The sequence below is a fragment of the Lentzea sp. NBRC 105346 genome (assembly GCF_030269605.1).
Lineage (GTDB): Bacteria > Actinomycetota > Actinomycetes > Mycobacteriales > Pseudonocardiaceae > Lentzea.
In genome coordinates this window covers 381377-395856 of record NZ_BSTQ01000005.1, presented here as the reverse complement: position 1 = coordinate 395856, position 14480 = coordinate 381377, and the positions used below count along the sequence as shown (strand labels likewise).

Here is a 14480-nt window from a genome sequence, read left to right as displayed (position 1 = left end):
CGGGTCGCTCGGTCAGAAGGTGTACCACTCGAAGTACCAGGCGTGGCCTGGGTAGCAGCGCAGGCTGACTTTGTAGCCGGCGTGCAAGTAGTTGATGCGTGCGTTGTCGCACGAGCCGTAGTTCCTGTATCCGTCGACGCGGTGCGTTCCCCGCACTTCGGAGGCGCTCGATGACGGGGTGGCGATCGCCGTCGGCACCGCCACGGTCAGCAGGGTGGCCGCGCCCAGGGCCGCGGCACTCGCGAACTTGGTGAATTTCACGGTGACTCTCCCAATTCTTTGTCGACGACCGTCAATGTCGCCTGGAAAACGTCACCAGGTTAGAAATCCGCAGAATCTCTGGTCAACGGCTTCCGGGCTCACGCGCGGTTGAAATGACACTCCAGTCTCGTTTATAAGCGGCGACCCGCGGTGCTTGAGCTGCGTGTATGTCGAATCGTCCGAGGCTGTCAATGTGAATCGCCGTGAATTGCGTTCCAATTGATTCATCTCTCAGTAGGAGCGCAATTCGGGGTGGTTACGAATTAGCTTCTTGGAACGTCAGGATCCGGTGCTCACCTAGGTGTCGTCCCTGATGTGCTGACCGCCGCCTCGCGCCTACCTTCCCTCGCAAGGAGGCCGCGATGAAGGCGATCATGCAGGATCGGTACGGCTCAACGGATGTGCTGGAGCTCAGAGAGATCGATCAGCCGGTGCCCGGCGACGACGAGGTACTGGTGCGGGTGCGTGCGGCGTCGGTCAACGCCTACGACTGGCACTTCATGCGGGGCGACCCCTACTTCGCCCGCGTGATCATGGGACTGGGCGCTCCCAAGGCGAAGATCCGCGGCCGCGACTTCGCGGGCGTGGTGGAGGCCGTCGGCGCACGGGTGAGCGACCTGAAGCCCGGCGACGAGGTGTTCGGCGAGGTCGACGGGACGTTCGCCGAATACGTGTGCGTGCCGGACAACATGGTGGCTCGCAAACCGGCGAACCTGACGTTCGAACAGGCGGCTGCCCTACCACTGGCCGGCAACACCGCGCTGGCCGGTCTGCGGGATCTCCAGGCGGGGCAACGAGTTCTCATCAACGGCGCATCCGGCGGCGTGGGCACGATGGCCGTGCAGCTCGCGAAGGCGCGCGGCGCGGACGTGACCGGCGTGTGCAGCACGCGCAACGTGGACCTCGTCCGGTCGCTCGGCGCGGACCACGTGATCGACTACAAACGGGACGACTTCGCCGCCGATGGCCGGCGTTACGACCTGATCTTCGACCTGGTGGGCAACCGGTCGCTGACCGACCTCCGCCGCGCGCTGACGCCGAACGGCGCGCTCGCCCTGTCCGGCGGTGGCACGTCGAACGGCGGGTCGTTGATCGGGCCGTACAGCCTGTTCCTGAAGGCCAGGTTGGCGTCGCCGTTCATCCGGCAACACCGGGTGTTCTTCGTGGAGGCGTTGCAGAGCAAGGCGAACCTGGGCGAGCTGCGCGAGTTCGCGGAGTCCGGGACGCTCGTCCCGGTGATCGAGCGGACCTACCCGCTGAGCGAGGCGCCCGAGGCGATCCGGCACGTCGAGATCGAGCACGCGCGGGCGAAGGTGATCGTCACGACGTGACAGCCGTCGTGGCCCTCCGGGACATGCCCGGAGGGCCACATCGTTGGTCCTAAGTGGACAGGCGACGATCGATCTCCTGCCGCATCCGGGACTGCAACGTCACCACGTGTGGGCGCGTGGTGAGCGTGTGGTGTTCGCCGGGAACCCGGACGTAGCGAACGGGTTCGTCGGAGAACTCGTCCCAGTCATGCAGGCGCTCGAGCCAGACCCGCTCGCCCTCGGCTTGTCCGACGCCGTCGAAGATCGGCAGCGGCGGAGGTTCGGCGCCGTGGAACACGGTGATCGCGGGAACGGTTCCGCTCAGCTCGTACTCGACCCGGATCTCCTTCAGGCTCTCGGCGAGCGTCATCCAGTTCGTGAACTTCTCCAGGTTCATGTCGAGCTCCGCCAGCCGCCGCTGCGAGGCCGCGCCGATCACCTCCGCGCACTGCCGTTCGAACGGCAGACCGCGCAGCCGGGCGGGAAAGGCCCGCGACTGCTCCGGCGTGATCAGGCCGAGGAACAACGCCAGCACCGAGATCGTCACGGGGAAGTCGAGACCGGTCAGCAGCGGGCGCAGGATCGGCGGAAAGTCGATGCAGCCCAGGAACGCCACCTGCTCGCCCTGGCGTTGCAGCTCCTGCGCGATGGCGAACGCGACGATGCTGCCGGACGAGTAGCCGGCAAGCGCGTAGGGGCCGTGCGGCTGCCGGGCCCGGATCGCGTCGGTGTACGTGGCGAGCATGTCGGCGTGACTCTCGAACGGCGTCTCGCCGGGGGTGAAGCCGCGGGCGCGCAGCGCGTAGAACGGCCGGTCGCCGATGAAGTACCGGCTCAGGTCGAGCAGCGCCAGCACCTCACCCGCGCCGGGGTGCACGCAGAAGAGCGGCGTCCGGTCGCCGTCGGTCTGCATCGGCACGACGGGGTCGTACGCCTTCACCTCGCCGGCGATGTTCTCCGCGAGCGACCGCACGGTGGGCGCGGTGAGCAGCGTGATGGTCTGCAGCTCCGGAACGCCGAGCCGGCGGGCGACGCTGCGGCGCAACCGGAGCAGGTCCAGTGACGTGCCACCGAGGTCGAAGAAGCTCGTGGTGGCACTGATCTTGTCCGGGCTCATGCCGAACAGGTCGGCGTAGATCTCGACCAGGGTCTCCTCGACCGGCGTCCTCGGGGGCGAGTAGTCGCCCTGGCGCCGCCGCACGAGGTCGGCGGTGCTCTCGATGACGGCGTCGAACTCGCCCGCCTCGAGCTTCGTGCGCAACGCGGACCGGGAGATCTTCCCGAGGCTGTTCTTGGTGAACTCCTTGCGGGGCAAGGGAAGGACGAGCGCGGGACGGAACGCCCAGTGCATGACGACGGTGTTGCGGATGGCGGTCAGCACCCGGTACAGCGCCTGCTCGTCGCCGGTGGTGGGGTGGAAGGCGATGACGAGCTGTTCGGTGTCGCCGCCCTTCGGCCTGGTCGGGAACGCGGCCACGTGCGACGCGGCGACGCCGTCGATCTCGTGCAGCGCCGTCTCGATGTCGTGGCTGTAGTAGTTGAGGCCGTTGACGATGATGCTGTCCTTGCTCCGGCCGACGAGGGTGAGCCGCCCGTCGTCGATCCGGCCGATGTCGCCGGTGCGCAGCCAGCCGTCGGCGGTGAACGCCGCGCGCGTGGCCTCGGTGTTCCGGTAGTAGCCGGGCGTGATCATGGGTCCGCGTAGCTGCAGCTCGCCGTCGTCGGAGATCCGCATGTCCAGCCCCGCCACGGGACGGCCCACCGCGGCGAACTCCTGGCCCGTGTCGGCATCGGGGAAGTCGCGCGAGTAGATGCTGCCGGCGCACGTCTCGGTCATGCCGAACGCGGGCCACAGCACGTCGCGGCGAACCGCGAACCTGTTCAGGAACGCCGTTCCCGTCGTGCAGGGCACGGCTTCGCCGCCGCTGATGATGTGCCGCAGGCAGGAGAGGTCCACGTCGAGCTCGTCGACGTCGGCGGAATTGAGCAGGCCGAGCAGGAAGTTCGGGGTGAACGTGGCGCTCACCCGGTGCCGGGCGATCAGCCGCAGGAAGTCGAGCGGTTCGTCGAGAATGGCCGACGGCGGCACGTGCACTTGCGACGACCCGGTGAAGACGGGCAGCAGATGGCATTCCAGGAGTGCGGCGACGTGGTCGAAGCCGACCCAGTTGAGCGTCGTGTCCATCGGTGTCAGCCGGTGGAAACCGTTCTTCGCGGGCATCGACGCCAGCAGGTTGCCGTGGGTGAGCATCACCGCCTTGGACTGCCCGGTCGACCCGGACGTCAGCATCAGAACGGCGACATCGTCCGGACCGGCGTCGTGCGTGCTGGTGGCGGGCTCGTTGTCCGCCAGACTCTCGATCGTGGCGAGCCGGATGTCCGGCAGGGTGAGCTTGTCGCTGGTCACGAGCAGTGGCCGGCCCAGCAGTTCGTGAACGTATGTGTGCTGCGCGCGCGTGTGTTCGGCGTCGCCGGTCATCGGTGGCAGCGGGCACGGGACGAACCCGCCCAGCACGCATGCCCAGAAGGCCGGTAAGAACGCTTCGGCGTCCTCCAGCAGCACCATGACGTTGTCGTTCGGGCGCAGGCCGTGGCGGCGTAAGCCGGTCAGAATGCGAGCGCCTCGTCCAGCAGTTCAGGGTAGCCGCTCTGCCGGACGCCCTTTTCGGAATAGTAGTGCAGCGTGGAATCCGGGTGGTTCCGGGCCGCGTGTGTCAGCAGTCGGCCGACGTTTGTCATGTGGTTGATCTCCGTGTCTCCTACGGCCGCCGTCAGAGTTGAGCGGTGAAAAAGTGACGGGGTGGTTCCGCTGTGGGCGGCGGTAGCGTTCGCCCAGTTGATCCATGGTGGATTCGGTCACCTTCCAGCCGAGCGATGTGAGGCGCTCCCGCGCGTCCTGGCGTGGCTCGGTGTTGGTCATCGCTTTGATGTCGACCCCGAAATCGGTGATCGTCCGGCGCATGTTCTGGTCGGCGCCACGGATGTCCTGCGCCGTCGCCCACACGGCCACCGTGCTGCCCGCGGCGGAGAGCTCGTGAATCCGGTCGAAGAGGTTCTCCTCGGCGGCCGGCGGCAGAAACGGCAACAGTCCCTCGGCCAGCCACGCGGTGGGGCGTTCGGGATCGAAGCCGGCCTCCGTGAGCGCGTCTGGCCAGTCCGTGCGCAGGTCGATGGACACCGCGCGCCGATCACATGTGGCGCGCTCCTGGTCGAGGACCTTCTGCTTGAAGTCCATCATCGAGCCGTGGTCGAGCTCGAACAGCGTGCATCCCGCCGGCCAGTCCAGCCGGAACGCGCGGGTGTCCAGCCCCGCCGCCAGAATCACCACCTGGTCCAGCCCGGCCTCGGCGAAGTAGTCGTCGAGGAACCGCGTGCGCAATGCCGCGACGCGGACGAGTGCCCGGATGCCCTCGGGGTTGTCGCTTTGCCCGACCTGCTCCGGGGTCACCGGAAACACGTCGGCGACACCCGCGGCGCGGATGAATTCCGCAGCGAGGTGATCTTTGAAAAGTGGATCATCGCCATTTGTCTCAATTGCGCGCGTGGCGGCCACGACCAAGGCGGTCACGTCCACCTCCGTCGTGATGTTGATATGTTTCTCCATCGTCACCTCGGCTAACGGATGAATGCTGAGTGGACCCGCAGGCGCGGCCGCCTTATGGGTACGGGGCTCGACTTCCCTTTTGCTCCCGGGTCGGTCCTTTCTAGAGCAGTCCGCAGCCGGGAACTAGCGTCGTGTAACCAAGGATTTGCGAATGTTCTGATTCAATTGGCTGGTCGTTCGGCTCAAAACGATCTGATCGGCATTTGGCAACGTTTGCAAATGGGCCGTGCCGACCGATAACCGGCAACCGTGAAGAACTGGGAGCCACGTCCCGAACCGTGTCCGCGTTCCTCTAACTGAGCACCAGGGGTCCCTGCCCGCGCCAGGTCGGCGCACCGCCCCACGAGCTCAACGGAGGACGCAAGTGTCCCTGTCGTCACGAACGTCGCTGGGCCGTGCCGCGCTGGCGGCCCTGCTCGGCGCCGGTCTAGCCTTCGCCGGCGCACCTTCCGCCGCGGCGAACAGCGCCGCGCAGCCAGTCCCGAACCAGGTCACCGACCTGGAGACCAAGGGGACCGGCATCCAGGCCGCCGCCACAGGCAACCGCGCCTACTTCGTGATCACCGCGCCCGCTGACGTAGCGGCCGGCAAGACCGCCGTGACCGCCAACGGTGGCACGGTGTTCGCCTCCTACGACGCGATCGGCGTGATCGTCGCGCACTCCACGGCCGCCGACTTCGCCACCAAGGTCCGCGCGGTATCGGGTGTGCAACAGGTCGGCGCGACCCGCACCACCGACGTGCCGGCCGAAGCGGCGAATCCGGCCATCCCGACGTCGCCGAACCAGATCACGCCGACCGCAAGCGAGACCTCGCGCTACGACATGGTCAACATCGGCGCGGACAAGGCCTGGGACATCAACCAGGGTTCCGCGTCGGTGACCGTGGGCGTGCTCGACACCGGTGTCGACGACCAGCACTTCGACCTCAAGGACAGCTTCGACGCGAGCAGGTCGGCGTCCTGCGCCTACGGCAAGCTCGACACCCGCGCGGGTGCCTGGCGGCCGGTCGGTGATCACGGCACGCACGTCGCCGGCACCATCGCCGCCGACAAGAACGGCAAGGGCATGGTCGGTGTCGCGCCCGGCGTCAAGGTCGCCTCGGTGCGCATCGCGGAGCCCTCGACCGAACTGTTCTTCCCGGAGAACACCGTGTGCGCCTTCGTGTTCGCCGGCGACAAGGGCATCAAGGTCACCAACAACAGCTATTACACCGACCCGTGGTTGTTCAACTGCCCCAACGATCTAGACCAGGCCGCCATCCTGGAGGGCGTGAAGCGCGCGGCGGCCTACGCCGAGGGCAAGGGCGTGCTGAACGTCGCCGCGGCGGGCAACGAGAACTACAACCTGGCAAGCAAGTCGACGGACACCACCAGCCCCGACGACTCGACCCCGGTCACCCGCACCGTCACCAACGACTGCCTCAGCCTGCCGACCGAACTGCCCGGCGTAGTGGTGGTCTCGGCGCTCACGTCGAGCAACGGCAAGTCGTCGTACTCGAACTTCGGCACGAACAAGATCAGCATCGCCGCGCCGGGCGACAACGTCTACTCGACGCTCCCCGGCGGCAAGTACGGCTCGTTGTCCGGTACCTCGATGGCCTCACCCCACGTCGCCGGCGTGGCCGCACTGCTGGCAAGCGCCAACCCGACGGCGACGGTCGCGGACCTGCGCGCCAAGCTGGCCGTGCAAGCCGACGACCAGGCCTGCCCGAGCGACAGCCGTTGCACCGGCACCACGGCGAAGAACTCGTTCTACGGTGAGGGCCGGGTCGACGCGCTGGAGGCGGTCAACGGCACTCCGCCTGGTGGCAAGACGTTCACCAACGACTCCAATGTGGACATTCCGGATGCCGGTGCCGCGGTGACGTCGTCGGTGGCGGTCACCGGCATCGCCGGCAACGCGCCGTCGACGCTCAAGGTCGCCGTGGACATCAAGCACCCCTACCGAGGCGACCTCGTGATCGACCTGGTCGCGCCGGACGGCACCACGTACCGGCTGAAGAACTCCAGCGGTGACTCCGCGGACAACGTGATCACCACGTACACCGTGGACGCGAGCTCCGAGGTCGCCAACGGCACCTGGAAGCTGAAGGTGCAGGACGTCTACAGCGCCGACATCGGTTACATCGACAGCTGGGGCCTGACCTTCTGATCGGTTCCCTGGGCCCTTTGCCGCGATTCGCTTGTGCGGCAAAGGGCCCTGCGATAAATCCGGCGACTCCGCCGGTGATCGTCGCGATAATCGCTGCCATGGCAGAGGTCGAGGTCGTCGTCGCCCATCACGAGTGCGCGACGCTGCGCGTCGGCGACGTGTTCCTGAAGATCGACTCTGACCAGACGCGCACCGACGTCGAGGTCGAGGCGATGGCACTGGCGCCGATCCCGACTCCAGAAGTCCTGTGGCGCAAGCCACCCGTGCTCGCGCTCGCCGCCCTCCCCGGCAAGGCCCTCGGTCACCTCGGCCGGCCGTCAACCGCGTCGCCTGCCGCTTGGACCGCGGTGGGCGCCGCCGTGCGTTTGCTGCACGACGCGCCGCTGCCGCCGTGGCCCGGCCGGAGCCTTGACGAGACCGCATCGCAGCTCGACGCCGAGTGCGAGTGGCTCATCGCCAATGATGTCCTTCCGACCGACTTGGTCACGCGCAACCGCGAGATCGCCGAGGCTGCGCTGCGGCCGTGGAGGCCGGCGTTCATCCACGGCGACCTGCAGGTCAGCCACGTGTTCGTCGACGGTGACGAGGTCACCGGCGTGATCGACTGGACGGAGGCGGCTCAGGGTGATGCCCTGTTCGACCTCGCCGCGCTGACGCTCGGGGCCGAGGAGCACCTTGACGACTTTCTTGCCGGGTATGGCACCGATGTCGACCTCGACGTGCTCCGCGCGTGGTGGTCGTTGCGAAGCCTGCTCGGGGTCCGCTGGCTGATCGAGCACGGCTTCGACCCGGCCACGCCGGGCTGTGAGGTCGACGTGCTGAGGGCTCAGATGTGAGGCCGCGCGTCGCGCAGCCAGGCACAGGTAGCCGCATGGGTTGCCCGCCTTGGATAAACCGTGAACTGTGCTGAACAAGCCGTACGAACAGTGATCATTTTTGATCCGTGTCGAATTTCGAACGTGATTCCGAGGTGGCGGTCCGCAAGGCTTGTAACGCCACAATGAGACCGGCGACACCGACGAACATGCTCACCACGCTCGCGATCTTGTCGTTACGGTCGAGTTCGCCGCTCCACAGAAGCACCGCCAGGCACACCACCAGCAGTAGTGCGACAACGGCGAGTATGCGGGCGAACGGGCTCCGCTTCTTCGGCTTCACGCGCGTCGCGTGCTCCTCGCGTTCCGACTCCGGTTGCATGATCGCGATGAGCAGAACTCGGCGAGCGTCAGCGCGTCGGCGAGAGCTCGGGGCCCAGATCGCGGTCAGGACCACCGCCCAAAGAGGCACACCCAGCACAACACAGGTCCAAAACACGGATCAGCCCGCCAACGCTTCGAGGTTCGCGATCGCGACCATGAGCCGTTCTCTCACGAGATCAGGCGCAGGGGGGATGAGAAGTGTGCGTGCCCACTCGAGCTGCGCGCGGAGGGCCTCTCTGATGGTTCCTTCGCCGTGTTGCCACGCCAATGCGCGCAGAGCGCGAGTCGCGGCCTCCACTTGGCGCACGTCGGCCATTGCCACGTGCTTCGGCTCAGGTGGTTCGCTGAGGGGCATCGCCCATGACCTGGCGGCGTGTGCGAGGAACCTTCGGCGTTTGGCCGACTCGCTGTCGTCGACCAGGGTGGCAACGGCCGAGGCGGTTGTTTCGTCATAGGCGAGCCCCATGTATCCACGCGGGACACCCAAGCCGGCAGCGATCCTCGTCAGGACGTCGTACGACCGGACCTGACGCCCCTTGAGGATTTCGGAGACCTCGGACTGGGACTGGCCGGTGAGCGCTGCGATCTGGCGTTGGGTCACACCGTTGCGGCGCAACAGCCGATAGACCGAGCTGATCTCCCTTCTGCTCAGCGCGTCCCGCATCTCCTCCTGATCCCACACCTCGAACGGAACAACGATGTCGTTCGGCAGCCTCGGCATGCTGTCCGGATTGGCCCACGCCAGTGCGTCGTGCAGCTCGGTGTGCTGGGTGTTGGAACCGTCCAGGAGCGCGAGCGCGACTCCTCGCAGGTCGTTCGAAAGCAGACGCGATGCGACAGCGACGCCCGGAACGCCGCACAGCGGGTCTTGGAGCATCTCAACGATCTGCGCGTGCGTTGGACCATGCCGCCAGTAGACGCGGAGCATGCTCTCATCGACGGCCGTTGCGAACCAGGTTGCTTCGTGCCAGAGCCACAGACGCCGCAACACGGCACTCATCAACGAGATCGGGTCCTTCGGCCTCGTTCGCAGCGAGGTGCTCTCGGCGTCGTGCAGTTCGTTCCGGCCCATGGCCCAAAGCGGGGTGGCCTCACTGAAGAGGATGAGCTCGGGCTCGATGGCTCGCCAGCGTTCCTTGGAGACACCGAGCAGCCGTACGGTTGCCGACGTCGCGCCACCAGGTCCGGTCCACCGTAGATCGAGATGCGACCGCGCGGGGATCACTCGCACGCCGGGGATCCCCCGCACTCCTCCGGGGGTGTGCACAGGCAAAGCCTCGAACAGAAAGCCTTGGAGCACCTGGTCCTGCAGCTCCAGTGAGACCATCCCGGTGGCTGGTCGCACCCGATCCAGGGGCCAGGTCTGGTCGAACGGCTGCTGAAATCGCTGCGGACGCGCCACCACCCGGCTCAGGACGCGCAGGATCGCGGCCTCGAGCGCTGTCTGATCGCTATCTGACGGCGTCGGCATGACTGGGCCCGACTCGCCTTTGAGCTGGTCTCGCACCGCACGCGCAGACTCACCGGTGTATCGGCGCCGCCATGCGATTCGGGCGGACCTGCCGTCCACGAGGTCACTCACACGAAGATCCTCCGCAGGCGCTACCCGGCCAGCGCTGCTGAGATCGTGAGGTCGACCCTCGGGCAGCGTGAGTGGTCAGATGCGGTGCACTCCCCAGGGTGTGCTTGCGAGGCACCCACTCCATCCGGGATCGGAGGAGCCTCGTCGGCGGCCGCAGTCCACCAACGAGCAAGGTACAACCGCGAGGCGATCGCCGAACACGAGGGTCACTCGATCGGTCTAGTGTGCCTCTGGCTTTGCAGGGATCGCATTCAAACGATCAGTAGTCAGTGGGATCACGTCGCGGACGGAAGGAAGGCCGGAATGGCTCGCGAGGCTTACGAGTACCTCGGGGTCGAACTCAGGTACGAAATAGCAGAAGAGGCCGTCTATGCGACGACCTCTTCGCGTGTGGTTAGTGCGTATGTCCCCAAGGGGACTCAACTTGAACCCTGTCCTCGCCAGGTACGTCCGCGAACACGCAGGTCAAGACTAGAACGGGATCGGCACCCTCGGCCAGGGCCACGCGGCCCGGCCACGCCCCGGCGTCCTCACCGGGACGTCGGGGCGCCCCTCAACATCTAATCGAGAACACTGCATGAACCCACCTACACGTATAGGAGGTGATCTTCAAAGCGGCCCGCAGTCAGCGGACGCCACGAGTTTGCCCCGCAACACCATCCTCATCGGGGATGTCCGTGACCGGCTGGCCGAACTACCGGCCGCGTCCGTGGACACCATCATCACCAGCCCGCCCTACTTCGGCGTTCGCAACTACGGCCATGAGCAGCAGCTCGGAGCCGAACCGGACGCAGAAGGCTGGGTCAACGGCCTGCGACTCGTCGCCCGCGAACTTGCCCGCGTCCTGAAGCCGACCGGTTCGCTCTGGCTCAACCTGGGGGACAGCTACTCGCGTCGTCCGGCTGAGGGCGCCGCCCCCAAGAGCCTGCTGCTTGGCCCTTCTCGGGTGGCGTTAGCCCTCGTACAAGACGGGTGGACGCTGCGCAACGAGGTCATCTGGGCCAAGACCAACCCCATGCCGTCATCGGTGACCGACCGACTGACCACGACGCACGAGTTGATGTACTTCTTCACTCGCTCGCCGCGCTACCACTTCGACCTAGACCCCGTTCGTCAGCCGCTCGTAACCGGCAAGCGTCAGAACCCTAGCGACGCGCCGCGTAGCTACCCGCCAGCAGACATCGGGGCCGCGAACCGAAAGGGCTGGACGCTCAACGACAACCGCGGGCTGTCTCGCCTCAAGGCCTCCGGTCTGTCCGGGCACCCGCTCGGCAAGAACCCCGGCGACGTCTGGGCACTGCCGACCGCCGGGTTCCGAGGCGGACACTTCGCCGTCTTCCCGCTCAGCCTCGCCGAACGCCCGTTGCTCGCCACGTGCCCAGAGCGGGTCTGCTCCGCCTGTGGCGTCCCGTGGCACCGCGCCCTGCAGCGTCGAGACGGCCGCCTGCTGGCCGTTGGCGACCTAGAACCAACCTGTATGTGCGGCGCGGACGGCGTTCCCGGTGTTGTGCTCGACCCGTTCATGGGCACTGGCACGACTGCACTGGCCGCCGAGAAGCACGGCCGCGACTGGATCGGCATCGAGCTAAATCCGGCCTACGCCGAGATGAGTACGGAGCGCATCGCCGCAGCGCGCCGCAAGCAGGATCGCGCAGCCTGACACCTCCCCGGTGTCATGCGGCCGTCGTCGTCATCCCAGCTCAAGGGATGGCCGGCCGCACCAAACCGAGGAGGCTCCGATGTCGGAACCCCGTAACGGCGGCAGCGTGAAGACCCTGGGCATCAAGGTGCCCGACGCTCTCCACGCTCAGTTCGCCCTCGTCGCACAGCTCGACGGCATCTCCCTGGGAGACGCGGCCATCCGCGCGGTCGAGCTGTACGTCACCACCAAGAAGGCGGAGCCCGACTTCGCCGCCCGCGCCAAGGCCGCCCTCGAGGCGATCGAGCGCGAGGCTGCCGCCAGGCGCGGCGCAATCCAAGGACTGTTCGGGACGGAAGACCCGACGGCCGAGACGCCTGCTGAGACCACCACGTCGACGCGGCGCCGCAGCGGTGAGGCTTCCAAGTAAGAAGCCCGCCCGCACCAACCCGGAGCGGAGGGCGGTCATCTTCGACCGCCCTCCGCTCCCGCAACCCACTTGCACGCCAGACCCTTCTCCGCCCTGACGCGGGGAGCGGCCTGGTGTGGAACGGACCGCCCACCAGGCAAAAGCCCAACGGTCCAGAAGCGAGCGGCAACCTTGATTACCGCCATCGTCATACCTGTCGATCCGAGTCAGCCGATCCGGCTCCAGGAGATCGAACGCCACGACGTGAACGCCTATCGGCAGATCGTTGGAGGCAACCTCGAAGTCGCCACCCTCGACCGGCCGCCGGCCGCGATGTACCTCAACGAGGAGGGCAAGCTCAACCGGATGCGCGTCAACCACCGAGCGACCACGCTCGCGTGGGTGCACAACTCCACTCTCCGAGGCCGTGACGTCATCGTGGGCTCAGCGCTCATCGTCGGCCCGCCCAACCGGCACGGCGACGACACGACAGTTCCGGAAGATCTGGCTGACCTGCTCACCAACACCAAGCGCTACCGCGTCCAGATGTGGACTAGCAGCGAACCAAGGTGGAGCAGCGACAACCAGGTGTTCACGGATTGGCTGGAGGCGTACCGCTACGCCCTCCAACTGGCCGAGACGTGGGACCTCATCGAGGAGGTTCGCGTCGTGCCCGAGCTGGACGACGAGCTACGTGAGCAGTGGTACAAGCTCGGGATCGAGAACCCGTGGATCAGTTCCGCGGACGACCCGCCGTTCAACCGGAACAGCTTCGTCGGCTGTTACAGCGTCGAAGAACTGGCCGACCGCATCGGACACGGCAACTGGGCGATCGGCACCGCGTTCTACTACCGAGACCTGTGCTTCATCAACCAGGTCGAAGGCGGTGACGAGTGGCTGACCATCAGACACGGGATCGCGTTCGAGTCGATGACGCTCGAACCGAGTATCGAGGAAGGCAAGTTCGCCCGGCTCGTCCGTAGGCTCCTGACCGCGACAAAGGCGCAGTGTCAGGCGCTCACGTACTGAGCAACGCCCGTCGCCCGAGTAGAACGCTCAGGGCGGCGGGCCACACACATCGTGACGGATTACTTGACGGCCTGGTAAACCGAGAAGTAGAGCGCTATGTGAAGCACGGATGCCGCCGCCACAGCAGAAGCGAGCAGCCACTTTCGCCTTTCGCTCAGCTTGGCTCCGGCAATACAGATGAGCAGAATTACCGGGATCAGCCATTTGAGGCGTCCAAACCCATAGACCGTGTCATGCTCAAGTATGATAAAGGACTCGACGAGCGGAAACGCCGCTACAAACAGGACGGCCTTGTGGAAGCGCTCGATCTTATACTTCACTGCCAATACTAGGGCTATGACCATGTAGCCGCCGTAGTCGAGAAGTAGGTCATTAACAAAGCGCCAAACCATCACCACGAATGGCATACTGGTCGCGCCCGCCGTTCGCGTCTGCGCGCGATGCAATACCTTCTCAACGTATTCGACAGGGTTCGAGCCTGTGGTAATCAAGACTTGCGCTACCACCAGTACGAGAGCTGCGGCCAAGCCTGCAATGACGAACAGGTGGTTTAAATAGGCGCGATCTTTGGTTTTATAGAACTTGTAAAGGCCATAGAGGGCGTAGCCAACGGCCGCCACGGCACCCGTCCAGGAGATCAAGGTCATGCCAGCGCCAAAGAGCAAGCTCTCCCACCAGCGCATCAGCCCTCTACGCTTGACGAAGACGATTAAAGAACCGACGAACACTGGCACCAGTAATTCATGCGCCCAGTAGACATTCATGTGATACCAGAGTGTACCTGTCGAGAAGATGTATATTGCACCGCCGAGGACCGCGAGCAGCCTGCTTCGAGTTAGCAAGTACACCAGGTATGCGATGAGTCCGACAGATAGAGCGTGTATAGCGAGCCCGAATACCTCCATCGCCTTGTAAGTGTAGTGCCCGCCAAAAGTCTTAAGGGTGGCGAAAAGTGCCACGAAGTGCGTCGGCGGGAAGGAAGTGTATACGGTTAGCTGCGGGTCTTCCTTATTCTTCAAGTACTGTTCATCGTATCCAACGTAGCCAGCAAACTTGTGTACCTGAATTGGATGGGTGTCATAAATGTTGAGAACATGCCGATCATGTATCCACACCTCGGCGTTGTTGAATCGCTCGAACTGGGTCCAGCCAAATTCCTTCATCGGGTCAATGCCGAACGCCGGTAGACGAAGGAAAATAGAGGCGACGAAAAGCATCACGAGGGTAACGACGGGCCAATACCGTTTAGTTGTTCTGCGCAGCATGTATTAGCCCATTATAGTACGAATGATCCC

11 protein-coding genes and 1 pseudogene are annotated in these 14480 nt (G+C 65.5%); 6 read left to right on the top strand and 6 right to left on the bottom strand.

Annotated elements, in window-relative coordinates; all coding sequences use genetic code 11:
* Positions 1–12: 12 nt before the first annotated feature.
* A complete protein-coding gene (locus QSK35_RS14080; protein WP_285745997.1) occupies positions 13–261 on the bottom strand; it encodes a hypothetical protein in 249 nt (82 codons plus the stop codon).
* Between the two features lie 362 nt (positions 262–623).
* Here QSK35_RS14080 and QSK35_RS14075 point away from each other — a divergent pair, with 362 nt between their 5' ends.
* A complete protein-coding gene (locus tag QSK35_RS14075) occupies positions 624–1592 on the top strand; it encodes an NAD(P)-dependent alcohol dehydrogenase (protein ID WP_285745995.1) in 969 nt (322 codons plus the stop codon).
* Between the two features lie 49 nt (positions 1593–1641).
* Here QSK35_RS14075 and QSK35_RS14070 read toward each other — a convergent pair whose 3' ends face one another.
* Entirely contained in the window at positions 1642–4182 is a 2541-nt protein-coding gene (locus QSK35_RS14070; protein ID WP_285746131.1) for a non-ribosomal peptide synthetase, read from the bottom strand.
* 24 nt (positions 4183–4206) lie between these two features.
* Positions 4207–5175 (bottom strand): SAM-dependent methyltransferase, encoded by a 969-nt coding sequence (locus QSK35_RS14065; protein WP_285746129.1) that lies wholly within the window; start codon positions 5173–5175, stop codon positions 4207–4209.
* A gap of 364 nt (positions 5176–5539) precedes the next feature.
* Here QSK35_RS14065 and QSK35_RS14060 point away from each other — a divergent pair, with 364 nt between their 5' ends.
* Positions 5540–7327 (top strand): S8 family peptidase, encoded by a 1788-nt coding sequence (locus QSK35_RS14060; protein ID WP_285745994.1) that lies wholly within the window; start codon positions 5540–5542, stop codon positions 7325–7327.
* A 98-nt stretch (positions 7328–7425) separates the two neighbouring features.
* Positions 7426–8163: a phosphotransferase family protein gene (locus QSK35_RS14055; protein ID WP_285745993.1), complete on the top strand. Its 738-nt coding sequence runs from the start codon at positions 7426–7428 to the stop codon at positions 8161–8163.
* A 94-nt stretch (positions 8164–8257) separates the two neighbouring features.
* On the opposite strand, the gene QSK35_RS14050 is transcribed toward QSK35_RS14055, so the two are convergent.
* Entirely contained in the window at positions 8258–8485 is a 228-nt protein-coding gene (locus QSK35_RS14050; protein ID WP_285745992.1) for a hypothetical protein, read from the bottom strand.
* A 162-nt stretch (positions 8486–8647) separates the two neighbouring features.
* A pseudogene (locus QSK35_RS14045) lies at positions 8648–9247 on the bottom strand (helix-turn-helix domain-containing protein); the annotation flags it as partial.
* Positions 9248–10817: 1570 nt separating this feature from the next.
* Between QSK35_RS14045 and QSK35_RS14040 the strand changes: the two are divergent.
* The 3 genes from QSK35_RS14040 to QSK35_RS14030 all read left to right on the top strand — a co-directional run bounded on the left by QSK35_RS14040 (position 10818) and on the right by QSK35_RS14030 (position 13185).
* Positions 10818–11768: a DNA-methyltransferase gene (locus QSK35_RS14040; RefSeq protein WP_285745991.1), complete on the top strand. Its 951-nt coding sequence runs from the start codon at positions 10818–10820 to the stop codon at positions 11766–11768.
* A gap of 79 nt (positions 11769–11847) precedes the next feature.
* Positions 11848–12177 carry a hypothetical protein gene (locus QSK35_RS14035; protein WP_285745989.1) on the top strand — a complete coding sequence of 110 codons (330 nt, stop codon included), beginning with the start codon at positions 11848–11850 and terminating at the stop codon, positions 12175–12177.
* A gap of 171 nt (positions 12178–12348) precedes the next feature.
* Complete coding sequence (locus QSK35_RS14030) at positions 12349–13185, top strand: DUF3846 domain-containing protein (RefSeq protein WP_285745987.1); 837 nt, start codon at positions 12349–12351, stop codon at positions 13183–13185.
* A 59-nt stretch (positions 13186–13244) separates the two neighbouring features.
* Here the strand turns inward: QSK35_RS14030 and QSK35_RS14025 are convergent, their stop codons facing one another.
* Positions 13245–14402, bottom strand: a complete 1158-nt coding sequence (locus QSK35_RS14025) for a hypothetical protein (RefSeq protein WP_285745985.1) — start codon at positions 14400–14402, stop codon at positions 13245–13247.
* Between the last annotated feature and the right edge of the window lie 78 nt (positions 14403–14480).

Coding starts and splice junctions, on each gene's coding strand:
- QSK35_RS14025 (WP_285745985.1), bottom strand. CDS start 14,402: ATGCTTTTCGTCGCCTCTATTTTCCTTCGTCTACCGGCGTTCGGCATT.
- QSK35_RS14075 (WP_285745995.1), top strand. CDS start 624: ATGAAGGCGATCATGCAGGATCGGTACGGCTCAACGGATGTGCTGGAG.
- QSK35_RS14035 (WP_285745989.1), top strand. CDS start 11,848: ATGTCGGAACCCCGTAACGGCGGCAGCGTGAAGACCCTGGGCATCAAG.
- QSK35_RS14065 (WP_285746129.1), bottom strand. CDS start 5,175: ATGGAGAAACATATCAACATCACGACGGAGGTGGACGTGACCGCCTTG.
- QSK35_RS14055 (WP_285745993.1), top strand. CDS start 7,426: ATGGCAGAGGTCGAGGTCGTCGTCGCCCATCACGAGTGCGCGACGCTG.